The following is a 22,359-nucleotide window of genomic DNA, read 5'->3' on the forward strand; positions in this document are numbered from 1 at the left end:
TTTGTGAAACAATTTTACTGGCGAATAAATCAAAACACTCAGCGATCGCTATTTAACTAAACGCAGAATTTAAGGAAATTAAATCGATGTCGGAGCAAAATCTCTCTATTTCTCGTTTCTCTGCACTCCAAAATGTGTTTTCGCAGCAACGCTACTGGTGGCTTTCCTTTTTATTTTGGCTGTTTTTGGTTCTCCCCGGACAAGCGGTAGAGTTGCGTATTGCGATTAAAGATACTCCCAGTCAGTTGAAAATCGGTAGTTCCACCACAGCAGTAGTTAAAGACAGCGCCGGTCGAAAAGTGGGCGAAATCGCTGCTATGAGTGCGTTTATGGCTCAACCAGAAGGTAGTGGAGTAGCATTAGGAAACTGGCGTTCCGGTCAATTGTGGGTAGAACCAAGCGGCGATGGTTATATTTGGATTGGCGATCGCTGGTATCGCGGTGCAGTTCATCTCGTGCGTAATGGGAATAAATTATTAGCGATCGATCGCGTCGATTTAGAAGAATATCTCTATAGTGTAGTTGGTGCAGAAGCAATTCCTTCTTGGCATCTGGAAGCTTTGAAAGCGCAAGCAGTTGCAGCCCGCACCTATGCTCTTTATAAACGTGCTGAATCTAAGAGTAACTTATATGACCTCGATACAACTACCGCTACCCAAGTATATAAAGGTTTAGAAAGCGAATATAGCAGCACTCATCAAGCCGTCAACGCTACCGCAGGCGAAATTTTGACTTACAACGGTAAAATCATCCTCGCTGTCTTTCATTCGTCTTCTGGGGGTCATACAGAGAATGTTGAAGATATTTGGTCAAATCCCTTACCTTATCTGCGGGGTGTGGTAGATTATGACCAACAAGCACCCGTCTACCAATGGACAAAAAGCTTTTCTGCAAGTGAATTAGGTCAAAAATTAGGCGGAGTAGGAACAGTGAAAGCGATAACAGCCGAACGAACAACGCCCAGAGGGAGAGTAGTTACGATGAAAGTAATCGGCGATCGCGCTACAAAAATCCTGAGTGGTTCCGAGATTCGCCAAGCCCTCGGCTTACGCAGTACCCTCTTTACAGTATCCTCAAATGGTAGCAATTTCCAAATTTCCGGTCGCGGTTTCGGTCATGGTGTCGGACTCAGCCAATGGGGAGCAAAAAACCTCGCCCAGCAAGGACTTGGCTATCAGCAAATCTTAAGCCACTACTATCAAAATACCATCCTCGCCAAATTAAATTAGGGATTGGGGTTTTCAGTGAACAGTGAACAGTTTTCAGTTAACAGTTAGCAGTTAGCAGTTAGCAGTTAGCAGTTAGCAGTTATCAGTTATATATCAGTTAGCAGTTACCAGTTACCAATTCCTCCTTGTCTCCCAGTTTCCACCACTAACTGTTCACTGTTCACTGTTCACTATTCACTGAAGTCCCCCTTGTCTTCCCCCTCTCCCAATCCCCAGTCCCTAGTCCCCAATCCCTAAAAAGCGCTATCCTGAAAGGAGTTTGATTAAGAAAAGAAATAATATCTACTTACGAATTGCTTTATGTTTGATGCCTTATCTGAACGCTTAGAAGATGCCTGGAAAAAATTACGCGGTCAGGATAAAATCTCTCAATCGAATATTCAAGACGCTTTAAAAGAGGTTCGTCGCGCACTTCTGTCCGCAGATGTTAACCTCCAAGTTGTTAAAGATTTTATTAGTGATGTTGAAGCAAAAGCTCAAGGTGCAGAGGTAATCTCTGGAGTTAGTCCTGCTCAACAATTTATCAAAATTGTCTACGATGAGTTAGTTGAGGTGATGGGGGAAAGTAATGTTCCCCTGGCGAAAGCGGATAAACCGCCGACTGTAGTTTTGATGGCTGGTTTGCAGGGTACTGGTAAAACTACCGCTACAGCAAAGCTTTCCCTGCATTTGCGGAAGCAAAATCGTAGTTGTTTAATGGTCGCAACAGACGTATATCGACCAGCAGCTATTGACCAATTAGTCACTCTGGGACAACAAATTGACGTTCCTGTGTTTGAATTAGGAACCGATGTTAATCCGGTCGAAATTGCTCGTCAAGGTGTCGCCAAGGCTCAGGAAATGGGCGTAGACACGGTAATTATCGATACTGCCGGACGCTTACAAATCGACCAAGAGATGATGGGCGAACTCGCCCAAATTAAGGAAACTGTCCAACCTGACGAAACTTTGTTAGTCGTGGACGCAATGACAGGTCAAGAAGCAGCTAATCTAACTTTGACCTTCCACGACCAAATAGGCATTACTGGGGCAATTTTAACCAAGTTAGACGGCGATACTCGCGGTGGTGCAGCTTTGTCGGTGCGCGGTGTTTCTGGGAAACCGATTAAGTTTGTCGGTGTTGGGGAAAAAGTTGAGGCGCTACAACCGTTTTATCCCGATCGCATGGCATCGCGTATCCTCAATATGGGTGATGTCCTGACTTTGGTGGAAAAAGCCCAAGAGGAAATCGATTTGGCTGATGTTGAGGAAATGCAGTCAAAAATCGTCGAAGCGCGCTTTGACTTTAATGATTTCCTCAAGCAAATGCGTCTGCTGAAAAATATGGGTTCCTTGGGCGGTATCCTCAAGTTAATTCCGGGAATGGGTAAGCTGAGTAGTGGCGACTTGGAAAAAGGCGAAGTTCAGCTTAAGCGCACCGAAGCGATGATTAACTCGATGACGAAGGAAGAACGAGGAAATCCAGAATTACTGGCTAAATCTCCTTCTCGCCGTCGTCGGATTGCTAAAGGTTCCGGATTCAAGGAAAATGATGTTACTAAGCTGGTGAGCGACTTTACCCGAATGCGATCGATGATGCAGCAAATGGGTCAAGGTGGAATGCCTGCAATGCCGGGAATGGGTGGAATGAACCCAATGGCGGGAATGAACCCAATGGGCGGTATGGGAAATGCTCGACCTGGATTTCGCGGTTATTCCGGTGGTTCTAAGAAGAAAAAGACCAAAAAGAAGAAAAAGAAAGGTTTTGGGAACTTGTAGAAGTTTTTCCTGATTGGCGATCGAACCCTTAGCGATTTGCTAATTGACTTTTGCTATGGTAGTTTAATAGGTTTGTAGTCATTATCAATTTCCGATCGCCTAGACAAGGGTCGATCGAGAAAGAATTCCCTCAGCAATAGCTCCTGGGAATGTCAAAATCAAGCAAGTTAGAAGTGAAATAAATATGGTCAAACTGCGTTTAAAGAGATTTGGAAAGAAAAGAGAAGTCAGCTATCGAATTGTCGCGATCGATAGCCGCGCTCGTCGAGATGGTAGTCCTTTAGAAGAATTAGGCTTCTATAATCCGCGTACCGACGAAACTAGATTAAACGTACCAGCGATCGTCAAGCGCCTGCAAGACGGAGCGCAACCTACGGATACTGTACGCCAAATATTGCAAAAAGCCCAAGTATTTGAACAAGTCAATGCTTCCTGAGCAACAATCTTCGTCTACCGAAACTAATGAGAAGAGTCCTGACTACACTAAGTTAGTTCGCTTTTTGCTGTCACCGCTTTTAGATGCACCAGAAACCTTGAGTATAGATTTGGAAGAGTCAAATAATAACCGCCGAGTCTGGATTCGGGTAGCATTTGACGATGCAGAGAAAGGACGAGTAGTTGGTCGCGGTGGACGTAACTTGCAAGCAATTTCGACAGTTTTGAATGCGGCAGCCCAAACCGCAGGTCAATCTGTTTACTTAGAAATTTATGGCGATGGGCGCGGTAGTGGCAGCAACCAAAGCGGCGATACACCACAAGTGCGTCGGCAAAACCATCGCGCGAGTAATGATTCTGGGGCAAAAGGAGGGGGTAAAAAACGCTCCTCTCGTTCTCGTCCATCGCCGCCGAAACCTTCTCCGCGATCGCGTTCTGAATAAGTAATCGTTGGTCATTAGTCATGCTTTTGTGGCTAGTGACTAATGAGTTACGTCTTTAATCCTAAATTCACCATCATTAAAATATTTAATCGGATGACCGAGGCATCCCAAATTATTCAGCTACCAAGTAACGAAAGTGCGATCGCTTTAGCCGGAGATCGAGAGGAAAACCTGCAAATTCTCTCTCGGCATACGGGAACGAAACTGGTGCTGCGAGGTTACGATCTGCATATCTACGGTCAAGGGAAAGCGGTAGAAAGGTGTGCGGCGGTAATTGGTTTACTCGAACCTTATTGGCGCGAGGCTCAAAATATTTCTCAACCTGAGATTACCACAGCTTTTCAGGCTCTTGATACTGGGCAAACCGAAGCTTATCGCCATCTCCAGCAAAATGAGCTAGCCCGCACTCGTCGAGGTGAGGTGATTCGGGCGAAAACTCGTAACCAGCGCCAGTACGTGCAAGCGATTCTAACTCATGATGTTACCTTTTGTACCGGACCCGCAGGTACGGGGAAAACCTTTTTAGCCGCAGTTTTAGCTGTGCAAGCGTTGCTTAATGATGAATGCGATCGCCTCATTCTCACTCGCCCCGCCGTCGAAGCTGGAGAAAAACTTGGCTTTCTCCCCGGCGATTTACAACAAAAAGTAAATCCTTTTTTACGTCCTTTGTATGATGCTTTATTTGAGTTTATTGACCCCGAAAAAATCCCCGACCTCATGGAAAGAGGTAAAATCGAAATCGCGCCTTTAGCCTATATGCGCGGACGTACTCTTAACAATGCTTTCGTAATTGTTGATGAAGCCCAAAATACCACTCCAGCGCAAATAAAAATGGTCTTGACTCGCTTAGGTTTTCGTTCTCGCATGGTAGTTACAGGCGATATTACCCAAACCGATTTACCTAGTTATCAAGCATCAGGATTAGTCGTCGCCACTAATATCCTCAAATCAGTTGAGGGACTTGCTTTTTGCGAACTAACTTCCGCCGATGTCGTGCGTCATCCTTTGGTACAAAAAATTGTTGCTGCTTACGAACTACACGAACAAAAAAATCAAAGTTCGAGTAAGTAATTCATAGTTTTAATAATTTGTCAAGTCTCTCAAGAATCAATAAAAAACCGTGGGACGCAAATACCACGGCTGACGAACAGAAGGAACCATTACTTAGCTATTATCATAAAGCTCTTTTCTCGCTGCTAGGTTGCGGTTACAGTTTTTGTAACCAAGTGAATCAAGTTGTATTGACGAACTGACAAACAAGTTGAAACTTAGACTGATACTGTGTTTGCTGGTCTTAAATGAGTAAAAAATTAATACTTAGTCATTGAATAAAAGCGAATGATACTCTACTAATTTTTTCTTTTTCGTTCTTCTTCAGCTATTTTTATTAGCTTTGGAAGGGTATGCTTTTTATCTCAACTGCAAAGATTATTTTGCCCTAATTTTAGCTCAAGCTATTGGTAGAGACGCAGCCAAACTTCATCTCTACCAAATAATAATTAGCTTTATTCAGCTTCACCAATTAACGTTGGAGCAGCCCAATTTTCCGGATCGGGAAACTGTTCCATTGTTGCTAACATTGCTTGTCGGAGAGCCACAGCTTTATCGCCAGTGCTATCAAGTTGTTGATAAAACTCATTCATTAAAAAGGCTGTAGCATCGTCAGGAATTTTCCACAAAGTAACAATAATACTCGGCGTTCCTGCGGCAATAAACGAACGAGATAAACCAATTACTCCATCACTTTTTATGTCTCCTTGACCAGTATCGCAAGCACTTAAAACAACTAATTCAGCATTCAAATTTAAGTCCAAAATTTCGCTAGAAGTTAAGAAGCCACGATCTTCGGAAGAAGGTGCAAGTGCTAAAGCCCCCGGTACTCCTAACCCGACCACATCTTCTAGCAAACCATGCGTAGCAATATGAACAATTCGCGAAGCTTCAATTGACTGTAAAACCTTGTTTTTTGTGGCTTCAACTCCTAAGATAGGGTCGGTATTCAGAAATTCAGCTATTTGTTGTGCTTCCGCTTCTGCACCTTTTAAAGGCATCAAAGTTTCGCCTGTTTCGGGATTTTTAGGCATTTCTGGATTGCCTAAAATTAGGTCGTTTATCGCCCCGGGATCGCGAGGAAAACCAACAATTAATGAGTGTTGAGGATTAGTTTGTTTGTTTCTTTCTCGTTGTTGACGAGTTAAGTCGAGAACTTGAATTGCCGGAGCAGTTAGCAAGGTATGCTTCTGAACTAAATATTGTTCATTTTCATCTAAAAGGGCGACAAAGGGAACTAAGAATAATTCTTTTTGGGGAATGAAAACAATTCTTTTATTTTCGTCTTGGGGAAGCAAATCGGCGATCGGATCGATCAAGATTTGATGTAGTTTTTGGAGTTCTTCCCCTGGATAGAAAGGAGGGATAAATAAGCCATCGCGAGTGTTTTTAACTAACTGAGCTAAAGTTTGATTTTCTAGGAGAGAGGAAACTTCTACATTCCGAAAAGCGACTTCTCCTGTTGGTTGAATTACCCAAGTATAAATGTTATCGTTGACTAGGGAGTATTGAACTAAAGTTGCGTTTTGTTCTTGAGCAATTTGTTTGATTTTTTGAATGTTTGGCGGGTTAATATCGGGCGGATTTTCGGCAAAGTTAGCAGCGAGTAATTCAATAAAAGCTCTGGCTCGTCCTCGTTCGGCGATTTCTAAAGCTGCTTCAATTTTATTTTGCGCGATCAGTGTTTCTTGGAGGTAGCTATAAGTTTGATTTTGTCTTTCTGCAAGAGAAACTTTATTTTCATCAGTTAAACCGGGACGAAGAGATTCCCAAGCTTCAACTGCGGCAAAAAGTTGTGTTTCTGCTTGAGAATATTGTTGAGATTTGAGATAAGCAACACCGATATTATTTAAAGTTGCACCAATTCCGGCGCGATCGCCAACTTCTTGACGAATAGCTAAAGCTTGTTGAAAAATAGAAATAGCTTCAGATTGCTGACCTGTTTTGGAGAGAACTTCGCCAATATGGTTGAGAATTTGGGCTTCCGTCGCGCGATCGCCGATTTCTCTGGCAATAGTTAAGGCTTGTTGCAAAACTGCGAGGGCTTTTTCCGTTTGTCCTAGTTCAGCATAAGTGACACCGAGGGTATTTAAACTTATCGCTTCACCATAGCGCTTGGTATTAGTTCCATAAGCTTCAGGAATCAAGCGAAATGTTGCTAAAGCTTCTTCAGCAGATTTTAAAGCCTTTTCGTGCTGTCCGAGTCGATTATGAACCAAAGCAAGGTTATTCAACAAAGTCGCTTGTTCTTTCGGTAACTCCCAAAAACCGCCTGCGGCTTCATCTAAACGTAGTTGAAAATTCTCATCTTGTTCCCGAACGATCGCTAAAGCTTCTTCTAGTGCAGCTAAAGCTTTTGGATACCTTCCCAAACGTTCGTAAGCAGCAGCTAATCCTGTGAGCGTAACACTAACTCCTGGTAAATCCCCTAACTCGCGACGTAGCGCTAAAGCTTGTTTGTAAGTTTCTAAAGCTTGAGGATAATTACTCAGGTTAACATAAGTATCGCCAATGCGGTTGAGAGTATCACCTTCCTTGAGGCGATCGCTTTCTCGCTGATAAACTTCGAGAACTTGATTATAACTGTTAAGTGCGGTTTGGAAATTTCCCTCTTGAAACTGTTTTTCCGCTTGCACGTAAAGGTCTTGTCCCGCATTATCAAAAATACACTTATTTGCAGGTTGTAGGGGACAAACTTTCGACTGAATCGGATTTTGTAAGAGAGTTAAATTTCGGAGTTTTGTCAGAGTTCCCAGCGAATCGATCTCAGTAATTTGATTGCCTGTTAAGCTTAAATAAGTGAGATCGGTGAGCTTAGCCAAGGGCGTGACATCGTTAATTTGATTAAAACCCAGGACAAGATAAGTCAGGTTAGTCAGATTTGCCAGAGGAGTAACATCTGTTACCTGAGTCCCAACTAAAGTTAGATTAGTTAAATGAGTTAAACTCCCAAAAGGACTTAAATCGGTAATCGGAGGCTGAGTTAAACTTAAACTTGGATTAGCCGAAAGTAATTCTTGTGCAGCATCGCAATCAGTCGTCCCCACATATTGTAAAAGAACATCGACAGTTTGTTTGGCACTCTCAGAAAGGCGAGATCGATTTTGACACCATTCCGCAAAGGTACGATAATTTTCCGCCGCTTGGACAGACTGTTTTAGCGCACTCGATTGTCCTAAACCGAGGACTAAGAAAGTAGCGATGGCTGCGCCGACCTGGCGATACGCTAGAGTGAAGCGACGCTTAGAAAACAAGACACTCTTAATTTTATTAACTTGTGACATCAGTTGGCTCTCTCAAAATTAACAGAGAATAGTTCTGAAGAAAATATTGAGCGAGGCTAAATTACCTCTACATTCTCTTTTTTAACTTCTACAAGCGGCAACGTCTAATTTCGAGCAAAAGAACTTCACCGAAATCGCTATCTCCAACTGAGTCAAGAAAATAATTATTCCAATAACGGAACTTGAGTAAATTCTTCCAAGCCAACCGAATCTAAAAGTATTGGCGCTGTCTGTTCGGCATAAGCGGCATCCAAAGCATCATACCAGACACCTAAATCGGCAAAATCAGCCGCCGTTTTTCCGTCTGGATTAATATTCGGGAGGCGGTGAACCCAACCACTCACAGAAACATCTTTCGTTGCATCAGCAGGATCGCAAACTAAAGTCAAAGTCCATTCATAAACTTTTGGTTCACCATTAAGCTGTCTAGTTTCCAGAGAGACAGTTTCGGGAATTGGCAGACGCAAAATACCAGCTTGAGAATTTGGCTCTAATTCTGTGAAATAAACTTCCTTGCCACTATCATACAAAGCAAACTCTAAATAAGAAGCATTAGTTTCGGGGACATAAACAAAAAAGGTAGGATGAGCAGAAGCGGTTACAGGCATACCAAAGTTTGTCCCAGGAATTAAAGGAGTGAGTTCAGTTTCCGCCGGAAAACACTCGCCAAAATCTCCACGGGGAGGTAAAAACACTCTCCGGGGAGGTACGGGAATACCCGACGGTTTAAAAGCTTGAGCCAGAGTGAAAGATGGCTTACCAACCAATACAGTAATTTCCAAGCCCAAAATACAAGTCAAAGATATTAACTGAGTGCGTGAGTATGGCATTTTTTACTCCTTAAATTAGGTAAAAAGAATAAATGTAAAGATTCAGATAGATAATTTCCAGAGACGCTGGCGCTACCACACCAATCGCCACTTTCAACTAGAGTTAATTTAACAAAGGAACTCGTTGAAATCGTTCTAGCCCCACCTCATCTAAAAGCTTGGAGGCTGTACCTTCGCGATAAGCCGCAGCTAAAGCATCATACCAAATGCCTACATTAGCAAAATCTACGGCTGTTCTGCCACGAGGATGAACATCTGCACTACGGTGAACCCAACCACCAACAAATAAATCTTGGGCGCGATCGCTCTCGTCGCAAACTACGGTTAAAAACCATTGATAAATTTTCGGTTTCCCGTTAACTTTCCCTGCTTGCAAAGAGACTGTTGGGGGAACCTGAAGCCGCAAAATACCAGGTTGAGCAGTTGGTTGCAGTTGCAGCTTATAAAGTTCGCGGCGATCGTCATACAAAGTAAACTCGAACTTAGAAGCATTTGTGCGCGGCACGTACACAAAAAAACTAGGATGAGCGGAAACTGTCAGAGGCAAACCAAACTCTGAATTAGGAATTAAAGCAACTAAACTAGTTTCTCCCACTACACAACTCATTCTTGTTTGCGGAGTCCGAGGTCGTCTGAGCCGAAAAATACTTCTCGGTAAACGGGCGCGAGGAGGCGGAAAAGGTAAACGAGCAGGTACAGGAATACCAGATGGTTTAAAAGTTTGAGCAAGAAGAAAATCTGCTTCGCTTTGGGCTTGTGCTTGTCTAGAAAAACTTACATTTACAGTAACTTGTAAGCATAACAGACAACTAACAAAGATCCACTCGATCGACTTACCCAGCGTGTAGCTCATTATTTTTCCTTGCTCCTTAGCTTGTCAATAAGATATTTGTCGTGAGGGGGAAGTATGACGGGAGAAGAAGAATTAAATTGAAGTTGGAAATTGTCAAACCTCTGTCATCAATTTTCCCGAACAAGTTTCAGCTTAAATCAAATTAGTGACTGAGACTGCTTTGGCAGTCTGTAATCAAATCTGGTTGTCTCACAAAAAATTATTCAACTAAAGGAATGGCACTAAATTGCTCTAAACCAACCGAATTAAGCAATACCGGAGCAGATTGTTCGGCATAAGCTGCATCCAAAGCATCGTACCACAAACCAAGCTCGGCAAAATCTGTCGCTGTTTGAGTTGCGGGAGCAATATCGGCAACACGGTGAACCCAACCATTAGCGCGCAAATCGGCAGAGCGATCGTCCTCGTCACAAACTATACTAAAGAACCATTGATAAACTTTTGGTTGACCATTTACTTCCCCAGCTTCGAGAGAAACTGTTTCCGGTAAGGGAAGACGCAAAATACCTGCTTGGGAGGTTGCTGGTAATTCTAGGCTATACACTTCGGTTCGACCATCAAACAAAGCAAACTCGAAGCGAGAAGCCGTTGATTGGGGTACATATATATAAAAAGCTGGATTTGCCGAAGCAGTTAAAGGCATACCAAAATCTCGCCCTGGAACTAAAGGTGTGAGTTTCAGGTCTCCAAGAGCACAATCGCCACTCGCACGAGGAGGAGGAAGTCGCCGACGTGCAGGGATTGCTGCATTACGAGAAGGTTTAAAGGCTTGGGCTAAGGTGAAAGGTTGTTCGCTAATCAAGGCAGTAAGTTGTATACCTGCTAGTAAACTTAAAGATACTAACTTACCAGTCAAATTAGTCATGTCTTTTGTTCGCTCCTTGCATTGGTAATTTTGATGAGAATTAATTATTAATCCAAAATAACAATTGAATTCTCCGGATTTCGAGCAATTATCTCAAGAGCGTATTTGTTTAAGTAGTCTTTATCTGTTTGCGATCCTAAGATGCCTTTTTCTTAGGAACTAAGAGCCACCAAGGAGTAGGAATTGTACGCCAGAGTTTAATCGTATGGTCGTAGCTACCACTAGCTAACATTTCTCCATCAGGACTAAACTGAACGGATCTTACTGGAGCAGCATGACCGATTAAGGTGCGTAAAAGTTCCCCATTTGGTAAATTCCAGAGTTTAATTGTATGGTCGTAGCTGCCGCTAGCTAAAAGTTTGCCATTGGGGCTAAAGGCGATCGAGTAAACAGGCTGATTATGTCCTCCTTGCTGAGGATTTGTTTCCAGGGTCAGGGGTGGTGAGTTATTTTGTAAGTTCCATAGTTTGATTGTGAGATCAAAACTACTGCTAGCGAGGGTTTTACCATCAGGACTGAAAGTAACATCTAATACTGAGTCAAAATGTTCTTCCAGACTGCGATTTAAGGAACCATCTGAGACTTTCCATAACTTAACGATCGCATCTGCACTGCCACTGGCTAAAAGTTTACTATCGGGGCTAAATTCTAGGGAGCGAATACCGAGAGAATGTCCTTCAATCGGGATTTCGCTTTCTTTTCCTTCCCGAAGATCCCAGATTTTAATTCCACCATTGTTATTACCACGGGCTAGCCAATGTCCGTCGGGACTAAAGGCAATTGTTGTCACATCAGCTTCGTGAGTAATTATTTCTTTTGGTTCGGTTTCTTCTGCTTGGAGATCCCAAATTTTAATTGTTTGGTTGGTACTGACTGTAGCTAAACGAGTACCATCGGGACTGTAAGCAACGGAACTAAATTCTATTAGTCCTTCGGGTTGCAGTTGCGGTTTTTCTTCTTGGGCTGTTTTTATATTCCAAAAGTTTACTGTATAATCATCGCCACCACTAGCAAGAATTTGCCCATCAGGGCTAAAAGCCAGCGATCGCACTTCGGCAATTCCCCCTGTAGGTTCGTCTTTACGCAGGGTAAATTTTTCGCTACCATCGGCTACATTCCAAAGCTTGATCGTGCGATCGTCGCTTGCACTGGCTAAGGTTGTACCATCGGGACTATATCTAACTGCAAATACCGAACCGTAATGTCCTTCGAGGGTTTTAATCAGTTTCCCGTTTTCGAGATTCCAAAGTCGGATTGTATTGTCTTCGCTAGCACTAGCTAAGGTTTTACCGTCGGGACTAAAATCTATTGAACCGACAGGATTGTAATGACCTTCAATCGGTAAGGAAATTTCTCCACCTGCTTGAGTATCCCACAGTTTAATAAATCCTTGTTCGCTAGCACTAGCTAAAGTTTGACCGTCGGGACTAAAAGCTAGAGTTCTCACCCAATAATCATGACCTTCTAAAGTGGTGGCGAGTGTAGCTTCGGCGACATTCCACAATTTAATCAGGTTATTGTCGGTACTGCTACTAGCAATTATTTGACCGTCGGGACTAAAAGCAATGCTATAAACTAAACCTCCGGTTTCAATGGTTTTGGCTTGACTAGTTTCTAGATCCCAAATTTTAATTGTCCCATCGACACTACCACTGGCTAAAGTTTTGCCATCAGGACTAAAAGCTAGGGAAAGAACTTCTTCTTGATGTCCTTGCAGGTCGGTAATTTTTGCTCTGGTTTGAACGTCCCAAAGAGTGATGGTAAAATTGCCAGTTACACTAGCAAGAGTTTGACCGTCGGGACTGTAAACTACTGACCAAACTTCATCATAATGTTTTTCCAGAAGTTGAGCAGAATCGAGATCCAGATGCCACTGTTTTACGGTGATATCGTCGCTGATAGTAGCAAGAGTTTGACCGTCGGGACTAAAAGCGAGATCCAAAATATCGTCGTCATGTTTGAGGAATAAATCGCTAACTTCCACCAAATCGTCAAGAATGTCTGGGGTAATTGGATTTGTCCTTTTCGAGCGCGAGGCGATCGCCACAAATAATCCGCTTAAAATAGCGATCGCTAATAAAAATCCGGCTATACTTACAGATTTTTCCCGCACAGGTTCAGCAATTGACTTGATGTTACTCATATTTTTATTTACTCACTCGCTGACTCGGTTGCTTGGACTTGCACTTGCGCTGGTTCTGGTAACTGAGTAATTGCTAGATCCTCATTTTCTTGTTCTTCTGATTCATTAATTTCTGCTTTAATTGCTGGAATGTCGCTATTAATCGTATGCCAAACCAAGGCGCCATCATAGAGATCGTATCCTGGTTGAGCGATCAGGCGATCGTAACAGGCTCGATAGGGAGGTGTATGAGCATAAAGTCGTGTTTGTCCGTTCAATTTTTCTTGCACGTAGCCTGCTAATTCTAAGTAACATTTTGCTTTACCTCCATCGGCGGTTGCCGGTAAATTTTCTTCATATTGAGCCGCGCGTCGAAAAGATTCATAAGCTCGGAAAACTAAGTAAGGAACTCTGGGGTCGGGATTTTCACTTGCTTGTTCGGATTGAATTAATAAGTTTTCCGGTTCTTCATAGGGACTTTCAAAATCTACTTGCGCCCAGTAAAGTAAGCCGTAGTTGAGAGAAACTTCTTTGAGTAGTTGTCGCTGAGCTGGTACAGAAATTTGGTTTGCTTCGTTTTCGCCTAAAGTTCGCAGTCGATTCCAGGCTAGTTCCAAATAAATTTCTGCTTGTCGTAACTGTTCGACGCTTTCCATTTTGCCCGTCCAGTTAACTTGCTGTAAACCTTGTAACAAGATAACTCGACCTAAACGAATAATTGATTCGGTGTTTTCTGCTTCTAAGCCTTTTTCGTACTCGATTTGGGCTTTGTCTAACTGTCCGAGTTGTTCGTAAACTTTACCCACAGCGAGACTTAATTCGGCTTCTGCTTCTGCGGTTTCGAGAAATTTACTCGCTTGACGGTAGTTTTCTAGTGCTTGTAATAGTTCTCCTTGTCTGACTAAATGATTGCCTCGGTATTGATACCATTTTCCCAGTTTGGGTAAATTGTCGTTGATGCTATAAGCACCTAAAAATACTAAGCAAGAAAAGCCAAAGGCAGCTCGCGAGTTCCATTGGGGAGGTAAGCGTAAGGATGCTAAAACGTTTTCAATGGTTTTTTGTCCGTTTTTCGTCAATGCACCGCCAGCCCCGGCTAAAAGTGCTGCTCCCTGAGCAATTAAAGCGCCATTTTGCAACGCATCGGCGGCAGGAACGCCTTCAACTTGCTGAAAAAATGTTTGGGTGGTGGTAGTCATAAAGGCAGCCGCAGCGCCGAGAAAACCTACCGCAGCCGCAGTCCATACCCAGTCAAACAAGGAAACTGGTTCGTCGTCGCCACCAACTAAAGTGGGTTTGAGATGCCACCACCAGTTTGCGTCTTCTCCTTTTAAACTATTACGCCATGCAGCGAGTTGATTGCCGCGAGCAATGACAAAACGTTGTTTTTTCAGTCGTCGATCTAATTCGACGATCTGACGCACTGATTTTTCTGGAGCAGAGGTTTTATCTACTTCTTCAACTTCATCGCGAGCGAGTAATACTTCTAAAACTAAATCCCAAGCAGGGTTGCGGGTTTCTTCTAAGGCGATAAGCGCTTTTTCGTAGCGTTCGAGCGCTTGCTCGATTGGAGAGCGTTCGTCAGTTAAGCGCCACCACCAGTTATCTGCTGGTTTTAAGCTTGCTTTCCACTCGTCTAAGAGATTATCGTCAGCGATAACTTTGGCTTGTTTGCGTAAGCGATCGTCGAGGGCGATAATTTTGGCGAGTCGTTCCATTGGGGGTTGTTTTTGACCGCTTTCGGCGACTTCGACGGCATCTCTAGCGAGGAGAACTTCTAAGAGTTCGGCTGAGGAAGGTTGGGGTGGTTCTTCGAGTTTAACTAACGCTTTTTCGTAACGGTCGATCGCTTGGTTGGGAAGGGGTTTGGGATCTGTGAGTTCCCACCACCAATAACTACTGGGAATTTCTAAACCTTGTTTCCATTCTGTTAGCATTTTGCTGACAGCGATCGCGTTTGCTTGTTTTTTTAAGCGATTATCGAGGCGAATTATGGTGACAATATCTTCGATTGGTAAAACACTGTTACCTTTTTTGGCTTTTTCTACTGCATCTCTAGCTTGCAGCATTTCTAAGAGTTGGGGACATTCGGGAGGTTGGTTAGACTCGACGGTAGCGATCGCTTTTTCGTATTGTTCGATGGTTTGACGCAGTAAGGGTAAGGGGTTGGTGAAATCCCACCACCAGGAGGAGTTTGGTGGTTTGAGGTGGTGTTTCCAGTCTTCTAAGCGGCGATCGCGTGTCAGGGCTACTCCCAAGGCTTTTAGTTGTTCGTCTAAGGTAATGATTTCGGCAATTTTGCTTCGTTCTGGTTTTTGTTCGTTAAGAACTTCTTCGAGGCGATCGCGACTGAGGAGAACGTCAAGTAATTTTTCGGTGGGAATTCTCTCTGGATATTGTTTGGTTTTGCTTAAAGCGTGTTGATAAGCATTTAAAGCTTGTTTTAGCAAGGAAGTTTGCGCATTATTTAAATTCCACCACCAATGAGCGGCGGGAATATTCAAATTTTCTTTCCATTCGGCTAAATTTTCGTATTCTGCGAGTTTATCACTTTGAGCTTTTAAACGAAGATCTAGTTCAATTAATTTAGCGATCGCGTTTCCTTTTGATTCTACTTCTGAGGTGCGATCGCGTTCTACCTCATCTCTGGCGAGAAAAACTTCGAGAATCTCTTCTAATGCTGGTTCCAAGGCTTTTTCCAGATTTGAGAGTGCTTTTGCGTATCGCTTCAGCGATCGCTCGAAATCTACTTTTGTCCCTACACCTGGATTTTCGGAAGTATGTTGTCCAGGATGAAAATTCAGTTTCATGTCCATTGAGCGATTTTGTCTAGGGATTACTTCTACTAAGATAACTACTTCTAGCCCTTAGTTGAAATCTAGGGAAACTTACTCAATATTTATTTGTTATTTTTCATAATTTCACCCTGATTACTCATTTTCGCCACTAACTGCGAAAATGAGTTTTTCGAGCAATTTTGCTGGCGGTTTGTTTCTGCAAATCACTTCTCAGCAGTTCCCTGTCTCTAATCGCGTTTTTTCCCTAAACTGAAAGGACTTTGACTTTTTTCTTCTTTATCTGTCTTTACTTCTGGCAAAGAAATATCGCTTTCTTTTACCTCTGTTTCGCTTGATAAATCTGCCTGATTCAAAGCCTCTCGAATCATTTTTCGCAGTTGACGCTGGACTGCTATATGCTTTCCTGGTTTCACTTTGGTTGATGTACTGATTAATAACTCCTCGCTATCAAGATTTTCTAAACCATCTATACGAGTAGCATTAAGTACATTACTATTTTGTTGTTTAATTTTTTTCCCTACTTCACTAAGAATTGCATAAATGCGATCGAGGTTAGCATCTGCATCCACGCTCACTTCGACAACTGCATAAACATAATCCTTAGAATAGTTGACAATTTTGTTAATACTACCATTCCGCAGGATATAAACTTGACCAGTTAAAGCACGAATACGAGTTGTTCTTAAATCAATTGCTTCTACTATCCCTTCGGCGACTACACCTTCGCCATCATCTGTTTGAATGTAGTCTCCAATTATATAATAGTTTTGAAACAAAATTGAAATCCCATTAACCACATCGTCAATTACGTTTTGGGCGCCTAAACCCACAGCTAAACCGACAATTCCTGCACCTGCAAGGACGGGAGTTGGGTCCATATCAATTGTGCGCAAGATAATAAATCCTGACCAAAAATAAATAAAGTAGTTACAGAAATTTTGTCCTAAGGGAACAAAGGTTAAACTGCGGCGATATTTTTCTTCGTTATCATCACCTTGAAGTAAGATATATTCTATAAATAAATCAGCAACTTTAACAGCAATTTTGGTAACGAAAACAATCGAAACGATTCTCAATGCTGCCTGACCATAACCAATTAAAAAGTTCAGCCATTCTACTTGTTGGAAAGCTAAAATAGCTGTGCCAATGTAAATAGCATATTTTAAACAAGTCTGAGCGAAAGGAATCAAAGAACGAAAGTTATGATAAAATCGTAAAACTGTTTTAGCATTTTTGGCTTCTGTGGCTAGTTTATAGCCAGAAGAATCAATTGTATTAACAATCGCGGCTGAAGTTTTAGCAATCACTAAACCGATGGAAATTATTAAATACAGTTTAATTACTAACCATAAACTTTCATAAATAGTTTCGGGCAAGTTAAAAAAGCTCAGACATAAAGCGACAATACCTAACCGCAAACCGTTAATTAAGCTACGATCGAGAACCTGAAAAAATTCATCTATTTGTTCGTCGTTGGCTGCAATTAATTTCTTATTTTTTACATAATCGCTTGCTTTTTGCAAATATTTGTGCAGCCATTTTAAGGCAAAATAACCTAAGAAAATTACTCCTAAAGTTTTCAGGAGAGCCAGACCTAAATTCAGCCAAAAACTGCGTGGAACTGAACTAATAATTTTGAAAGTAGTTTTGGTTAAGTCTTTTTGTTGGTAAATTAGCCAGGCGTCTACAGCTAGGACGAAAATAATTAAAACTACCTCTGCAAATAAAAATAATCGACTTAAATTTTGTCTAATTTTAATGAAATTATCTTTCTGTTCCTGGGAGAAATATTGAGATTTCAACAATTGCTTGACGACCGATTTATTAGTCAAATTAAGGAGGTAAAATAAAATGACTAAAACAGCAATCTCACTAAGAATAAGCAACCCGTTACTAATTAGTGGAGACATGGGCATTAGCTCCGATAAATAAACTCAAAAATATTGGCAAATAAAAGTATAAGGCTATTATAAATCAAAGGGGATAAATTCAATATAAAGTTATTTAAAATAATTAAAATAGCGATAAGGAGAGTGAAATAGATCGCTCGAGAGAGCATACCAATGGCGATCGTCTAAGCAAAATCCAGGCGATCGCCAAAAAGCTGGTTCGAGAGTAACTTGCTAGGGGAGATTCAAGCACAAACAAAAGTAAGACGAACAAAACCGATTAACTTTCTAAAATAAAGCTTGGGAACCTAGCTACAACCGAAACTTGCAGCGTAAAATAGCGAGAATCGAAAGCGAACTTATTTCTCCCTAATGGTCAAACTAACACCAAATCCAAGCTTCAGTTTAACGATTCGCCTAACATATCCCAATCGAGCCGGGATGTTAGCCAGTGTAGCCCAAGCGATCGCCGATGTGGGCGGTAACTTAGGACAAGTATTACTGATCGAACAAACCAGGAAAACCTACTTGCGTGAAATTACCGTTGACGCAGCAAGTACCGAACACGCCGAACAAATTGTTGCCGCCTTGAAAAGTTTACCAGACGTGCAAATCGTCAAAGTGTCCGATCGCACCTTCGATCTTCATCGCGGTGGCAAAATTCACATCCAGAGTCGGATCCCCCTAACCGCCCAATCCGACCTCGCAATGGCATATACTCCAGGAGTAGGACGAATTTGTAAAGCGATCGCCGAAGATCCCGAAAAAGTTTACTCGCTGACGATGAAAAGTAACACCGTCGCGATCGTTACTGATGGTAGCGCAATCCTCGGATTAGGTAATCTCGGACCCGAAGCAGCTTTACCAGTCATGGAAGGTAAAGCTATGCTCTTTAAAGAATTTGCTGGTATCGATGCCTTTCCCATCTGTTTAGCCACCCAAGACACCGAGACAATCGTCGAAACCGTGAAAAATCTCGCCCCAGTCTTTGGCGGTGTCAACCTCGAAGATATCAGCGCCCCACGCTGCTTTGAAATCGAACAAAAACTGCGACAAGAAACCAACATTCCCATCTTTCACGACGATCAACACGGAACCGCGATCGTCACTTTAGCCGCCTTATATAACGCCCTGAAACTGGTCAAAAAAAGCCTAGAAGAGGTGCGAATTGTAATTAACGGAGCCGGAGCCGCCGGAGTCGCGATCGCCCACCTCCTCCGCAAAGCAGGCGCAACCACCATTTTGATGTGCGACTCAAAAGGCATCCTTTCCACCGCCCGAAACGATCTCAACGCCCAGAAACAAGAATTTGCCGTTGCAGAAAGTGGTTCCCTCGCCGATGCCATGAAAAACTCAGATATCTTTATTGGTGTCAGCGTTCCCGGAGTAGTCACCCCAGAAATGGTGAAATCGATGGCTAGCGATCGCATCGTCATGGCAATGGCAAACCCAATCCCCGAAATTCAACCAGAATTAGTTTACGACGACGTAGCAGTTATTGCCACCGGACGCAGCGACTATCCCAACCAAATCAACAACGTCCTCGCCTTTCCCGGCGTATTTCGTGGCGCACTCGACTGTCGCGCCGCCGCCATTACCACCAATATGTATTTAGAAGCAGCAGCCGCGATCGCCTCATTAATTTCTCCCCACCAACTCGAACCCGAACATATTATCCCCTCCGTCTTTGACGAACGAGTGGTTACCGCCGTCTCCGGAGCCGTCCAAAAAGCCGCCCGTCAAGACGGAGTAGCCCGACTTTAGGGATTAGGGACTGGGGACTGGGGACTGGTGATTGGGGACTGGGTTCAGTTATCAGTTATCAGTGAACAGTGAACAGTGAGCAGTGAATAGGGAACAGTTAACAGTTTATTCGCTAATTGCTTTTTGTCTCCAATATCTACTGGTAACTGATAACTGATAACTGATAACTGATAACTGTTCACTGCTCACTGAAAACCCCCTCTTCCCAATTCCCAGTCCCCAGATAGAGCTAAACCAAACCAAAACCCGAAAAAATAAGAAAAAATGCTGTTATTTCCAGCTTCTTAAACATGAACTTTAACTTTTTCGATTTATTTTGGGTGTTTCTCATCTTCTCTTCCCTGCAACCTTGGTGGCAGCGTCGTCAACTCGAATATCGTCGAGTCAAAACAATCCAAGAATTCGAGCAGGAACGCAAAAGCCGTGTAATCTTGCTCATTCACCGCCAAGAATCAATTAGCTTGCTCGGAATTCCCCTCTCGCGCTACATTTCTATCGAAGACTCAGAACAAGTATTACGAGCAATTCGCCTTACTCCAGATAACGTCCCCATCGACTTAATTCTCCATACCCCAGGAGGACTGGTATTAGCCACCGAACAAATTGCTAGGGCATTAATTCGTCATCCCTCCAAAGTAACTGTCTTTGTACCTCACTACGCCATGAGTGGCGGTACAATGCTCGCCTTAGCAGCAGATGAGATCGTCATGGATGCAAATGCAGTCTTAGGACCAGTCGATCCCCAACTTGGTAATATGCCAGCAGCTAGCATTTTGCAAGTAGTGACCGAAAAGCCAATTGAGAAAATCGACGACGAAACGCTGATTATGGCAGATTTATCGAAAAAAGCCATGAATCAAGTGCAACGTTTTGTCCGAACCTTACTTAAAGACGACATTCCGGAGCAAAAAGTCGCCCCAGAAGATATTGAGAAAATCGTCGATACCCTCACCAGTGGTAAAATTACCCACGATTGTCCGATCGCTGTAGAAGAAGCTACCGAATTAGGTTTACCCGTCACCGTCGGTTTACCCAAAATCATTTATCAACTGATGGATTTATATCCCCAACCCCAAGGTGGTCGTCCCTCTGTACAATATATTCCTATGCCCTACAAACCTTATCCAGCTTTACCAGAAAGCAAAGGTAGACCGCAAGAATAAGGATTTGGGGACTGGGTTCAGTTAGCAGTGAACAGTGAACAGTAAACAGTGAACAGTTTATCCTTTTTATCCTTTCCCTTTTCCCCCTCTTGCTTGCTTGTCTCCAATCTCTACTCTCTACTGATAACTGGTAACTACACCCAATCCTCAATCCCTAATAATTGCACAAATACTGCTTTGAGAGCCATACTATTGCCATCAACCAAAACCAAAGAAAATGACAAGCGCACAGAAATTATCAAAAAATAGGCGAGAAGCCCGCCGTAACTTGTGGTTTGAAAGAGCAATGGCAATAATTGCGACAATTAATTATCTAGTAGTATTATTTGACGTTACTTATCTTCCCTTACGAAATTTTTGGCTTCAAGGCAGAATTCAGCTTTTTAGCTTTCAAGTTGGTCCGTGGGAAACTGAAGGAATTCCGGTTGAAGTTCCGCTCCCGCCAGTAACAAACTGGTATGATTGGGTAAAGGGAATCGAACCTTATCGCGATACAGAGCAGTATCTAGAAGTAGTTGAAGAATTAGAAGATCAAGTTATTGCTACCAGTCTGCGATCGCCGGAAGTAGAGGTAATTCTTGCGGAATTGCGCCAGCGTAGTATAGACATAATTGAAACCAATCCTTTCCAAATTGCTAATAAAACTGGCACTTTGGAAAAAATTAAAAATGAAATGCGCGAGCATCTCGAAGAAGAGTCAGCGAAAGAGGCTTTTCGTGTTTTTTGGAGTCAAGAATATTTAGCAGAGCAAGGTTTTACCGAAGCCTTGGCTTTTTTCAATGAAGAAATTCGCCCTTTATTTGCCATCAATTATTATCGTCCTATTGGTGAAAATGGCGAGTTTGTAGACAATTTTGGTTTATTTGATTTTCCCTTTGAAGCACTTTTTTTTGTGGAATTTTTGGCGCGGACCTGGTTTATAAGTCGCCGCCATCATGGAATAAGTTGGTTCGATGCAATGCTCTGGCGCTGGTATGATTTCTTCTTCTGGTTGCCAATTTTTATTCCTTTTCAAGATTTAGCGAGATATTTACGTTTGCTGCGGATTATTCCCGTAACAATTCGTTTAAATCAAGCTAATTTAATTAATCTTGACAAAATTCAAAAACAGGCAAGTCAAGGATTTGTCGCTGGAATTGCTGAAGATGTAACCGAAGTAGTAATTATTCGGGTATTAAATCAATTTCAAGCCGCAATTCGCGATGGAGAAATTACTAATCTCCTGCAAAGTAGCAGAGTGAAGCCTTATATAGACCTTAATGATGTTAATGAAACAGCAGAATTAACTAAGTTGATGACTAAACTAATGGTAGATGAAGTCATCCCGAAAGTCAGACCAGATTTAGAAGCTTTATTACAGCATAATATCGATAAAACAATTCATGATTTTCCTGCTTATCAAGCAATTCAACAATTACCAGGAGTTGAGGATATAGAAAATAGATTAGTCGCGCAATTAGTTCCTCAAATTTATCAAATTATTTACGATAATCTCAAAAATGCGACCAAAGAAGATCCAGTTAATGACGAATTAATGTCGCGCTTGTTAGAAAATCTGGGTCAAACATTAGGAAGCGAACTTCAAGCTCAAGATACTTTACAGAGAACTCAATATTTGCTAGATGCCTTAATTGAAGAAGTCAAAATTAACTACGTCGAACGTTTGTCTCAAGAAGACATCGAACAAATCCTCGATCAAACTAGGGCTTTGCGGGAAAAAGCTCGCCAACAGTATCACGAGACAAGATTACTCAGCGATCGCCCCTAGTCGTCAATTTGTCCTTTATTTTGATAGACTAGAGATCGGTTGAGTTGCCGTGACGGGGACTCAAGCCAGAAGCAAGACATAATTTTGTCTGCGGAAAGTGGGTCGTAC

Annotated in this window: 15 protein-coding genes; 8 read left to right on the forward strand and 7 right to left on the reverse strand. The window is 42.5% G+C overall.

All coding sequences use genetic code 11. From position 1 onward, the window contains the following. The first annotated feature begins 86 nt into the window (after positions 1-86). The 5 genes from G3T18_RS03945 to G3T18_RS03965 all read left to right on the forward strand — a co-directional run bounded on the left by G3T18_RS03945 (position 87) and on the right by G3T18_RS03965 (position 4,936). Positions 87-1,229, forward strand: coding sequence for a SpoIID/LytB domain-containing protein (locus G3T18_RS03945; RefSeq protein ID WP_224409227.1), 1,143 nt, complete (start codon positions 87-89; stop codon positions 1,227-1,229). 300 nt (positions 1,230-1,529) lie between these two features. Next, positions 1,530-2,987: a signal recognition particle protein gene (ffh, locus tag G3T18_RS03950; RefSeq protein ID WP_224409228.1), complete on the forward strand. Its 1,458-nt coding sequence runs from the start codon at positions 1,530-1,532 to the stop codon at positions 2,985-2,987. A 184-nt stretch (positions 2,988-3,171) separates the two neighbouring features. Further along, on the forward strand, positions 3,172-3,423 hold the full coding sequence (gene rpsP / locus G3T18_RS03955; RefSeq protein ID WP_224409229.1) for a 30S ribosomal protein S16: 252 nt from the start codon (positions 3,172-3,174) through the stop codon (positions 3,421-3,423). Then, the gene (locus G3T18_RS03960) at positions 3,413-3,865 is read left to right on the forward strand and encodes a KH domain-containing protein (RefSeq protein WP_224409230.1); all 453 of its coding nucleotides are present in this window, start codon (positions 3,413-3,415) and stop codon (positions 3,863-3,865) included. The genes rpsP and G3T18_RS03960 overlap by 11 nt, the downstream gene beginning before the upstream one ends. Positions 3,866-3,958: 93 nt before the next feature. Continuing rightward, the gene (locus G3T18_RS03965) at positions 3,959-4,936 is read left to right on the forward strand and encodes a PhoH family protein (protein WP_224409231.1); all 978 of its coding nucleotides are present in this window, start codon (positions 3,959-3,961) and stop codon (positions 4,934-4,936) included. A 434-nt stretch (positions 4,937-5,370) separates the two neighbouring features. On the opposite strand, the gene G3T18_RS03970 is transcribed toward G3T18_RS03965, so the two are convergent. The 7 genes from G3T18_RS03970 to G3T18_RS04000 all read right to left on the reverse strand — a co-directional run bounded on the left by G3T18_RS03970 (position 5,371) and on the right by G3T18_RS04000 (position 17,577). Further along, positions 5,371-8,199 (reverse strand): CHAT domain-containing protein, encoded by a 2,829-nt coding sequence (locus G3T18_RS03970; protein ID WP_224409232.1) that lies wholly within the window; start codon positions 8,197-8,199, stop codon positions 5,371-5,373. A 164-nt stretch (positions 8,200-8,363) separates the two neighbouring features. Then, on the reverse strand, positions 8,364-9,029 hold the full coding sequence (locus G3T18_RS03975; protein ID WP_224409233.1) for a DUF928 domain-containing protein: 666 nt from the start codon (positions 9,027-9,029) through the stop codon (positions 8,364-8,366). A 103-nt stretch (positions 9,030-9,132) separates the two neighbouring features. Further along, positions 9,133-9,882: a DUF928 domain-containing protein gene (locus G3T18_RS03980; RefSeq protein ID WP_224409234.1), complete on the reverse strand. Its 750-nt coding sequence runs from the start codon at positions 9,880-9,882 to the stop codon at positions 9,133-9,135. A 199-nt stretch (positions 9,883-10,081) separates the two neighbouring features. Next, the gene (locus G3T18_RS03985; RefSeq protein WP_224409235.1) at positions 10,082-10,747 is read right to left on the reverse strand and encodes a DUF928 domain-containing protein; all 666 of its coding nucleotides are present in this window, start codon (positions 10,745-10,747) and stop codon (positions 10,082-10,084) included. Between the two features lie 136 nt (positions 10,748-10,883). Continuing rightward, a complete protein-coding gene (locus G3T18_RS03990) occupies positions 10,884-12,890 on the reverse strand; it encodes a WD40 repeat domain-containing protein (RefSeq protein ID WP_224409236.1) in 2,007 nt (668 codons plus the stop codon). Positions 12,891-12,898: 8 nt separating this feature from the next. Then, the gene (locus G3T18_RS03995) at positions 12,899-15,685 is read right to left on the reverse strand and encodes a tetratricopeptide repeat protein (protein ID WP_224409237.1); all 2,787 of its coding nucleotides are present in this window, start codon (positions 15,683-15,685) and stop codon (positions 12,899-12,901) included. A 209-nt stretch (positions 15,686-15,894) separates the two neighbouring features. Beyond that, entirely contained in the window at positions 15,895-17,577 is a 1,683-nt protein-coding gene (locus tag G3T18_RS04000; protein ID WP_224409238.1) for a mechanosensitive ion channel family protein, read from the reverse strand. 351 nt (positions 17,578-17,928) lie between these two features. On the opposite strand from G3T18_RS04000, the gene G3T18_RS04005 reads away from it, so the two are divergent. From G3T18_RS04005 to G3T18_RS04015, 3 genes are all read left to right on the forward strand, one after another. Then, a complete protein-coding gene (locus tag G3T18_RS04005) occupies positions 17,929-19,320 on the forward strand; it encodes a malic enzyme-like NAD(P)-binding protein (RefSeq protein WP_224409239.1) in 1,392 nt (463 codons plus the stop codon). Positions 19,321-19,610: 290 nt separating this feature from the next. Further along, complete coding sequence (locus tag G3T18_RS04010) at positions 19,611-20,483, forward strand: SDH family Clp fold serine proteinase (RefSeq protein ID WP_224409240.1); 873 nt, start codon at positions 19,611-19,613, stop codon at positions 20,481-20,483. Between the two features lie 217 nt (positions 20,484-20,700). After that, entirely contained in the window at positions 20,701-22,251 is a 1,551-nt protein-coding gene (locus G3T18_RS04015) for a hypothetical protein (RefSeq protein ID WP_224409241.1), read from the forward strand. The last annotated feature ends 108 nt before the right edge of the window (positions 22,252-22,359 follow it).

The sequence above is a fragment of the Oscillatoria salina IIICB1 genome (assembly GCF_020144665.1).
Classification (GTDB): domain Bacteria; phylum Cyanobacteriota; class Cyanobacteriia; order Cyanobacteriales; family SIO1D9; genus IIICB1.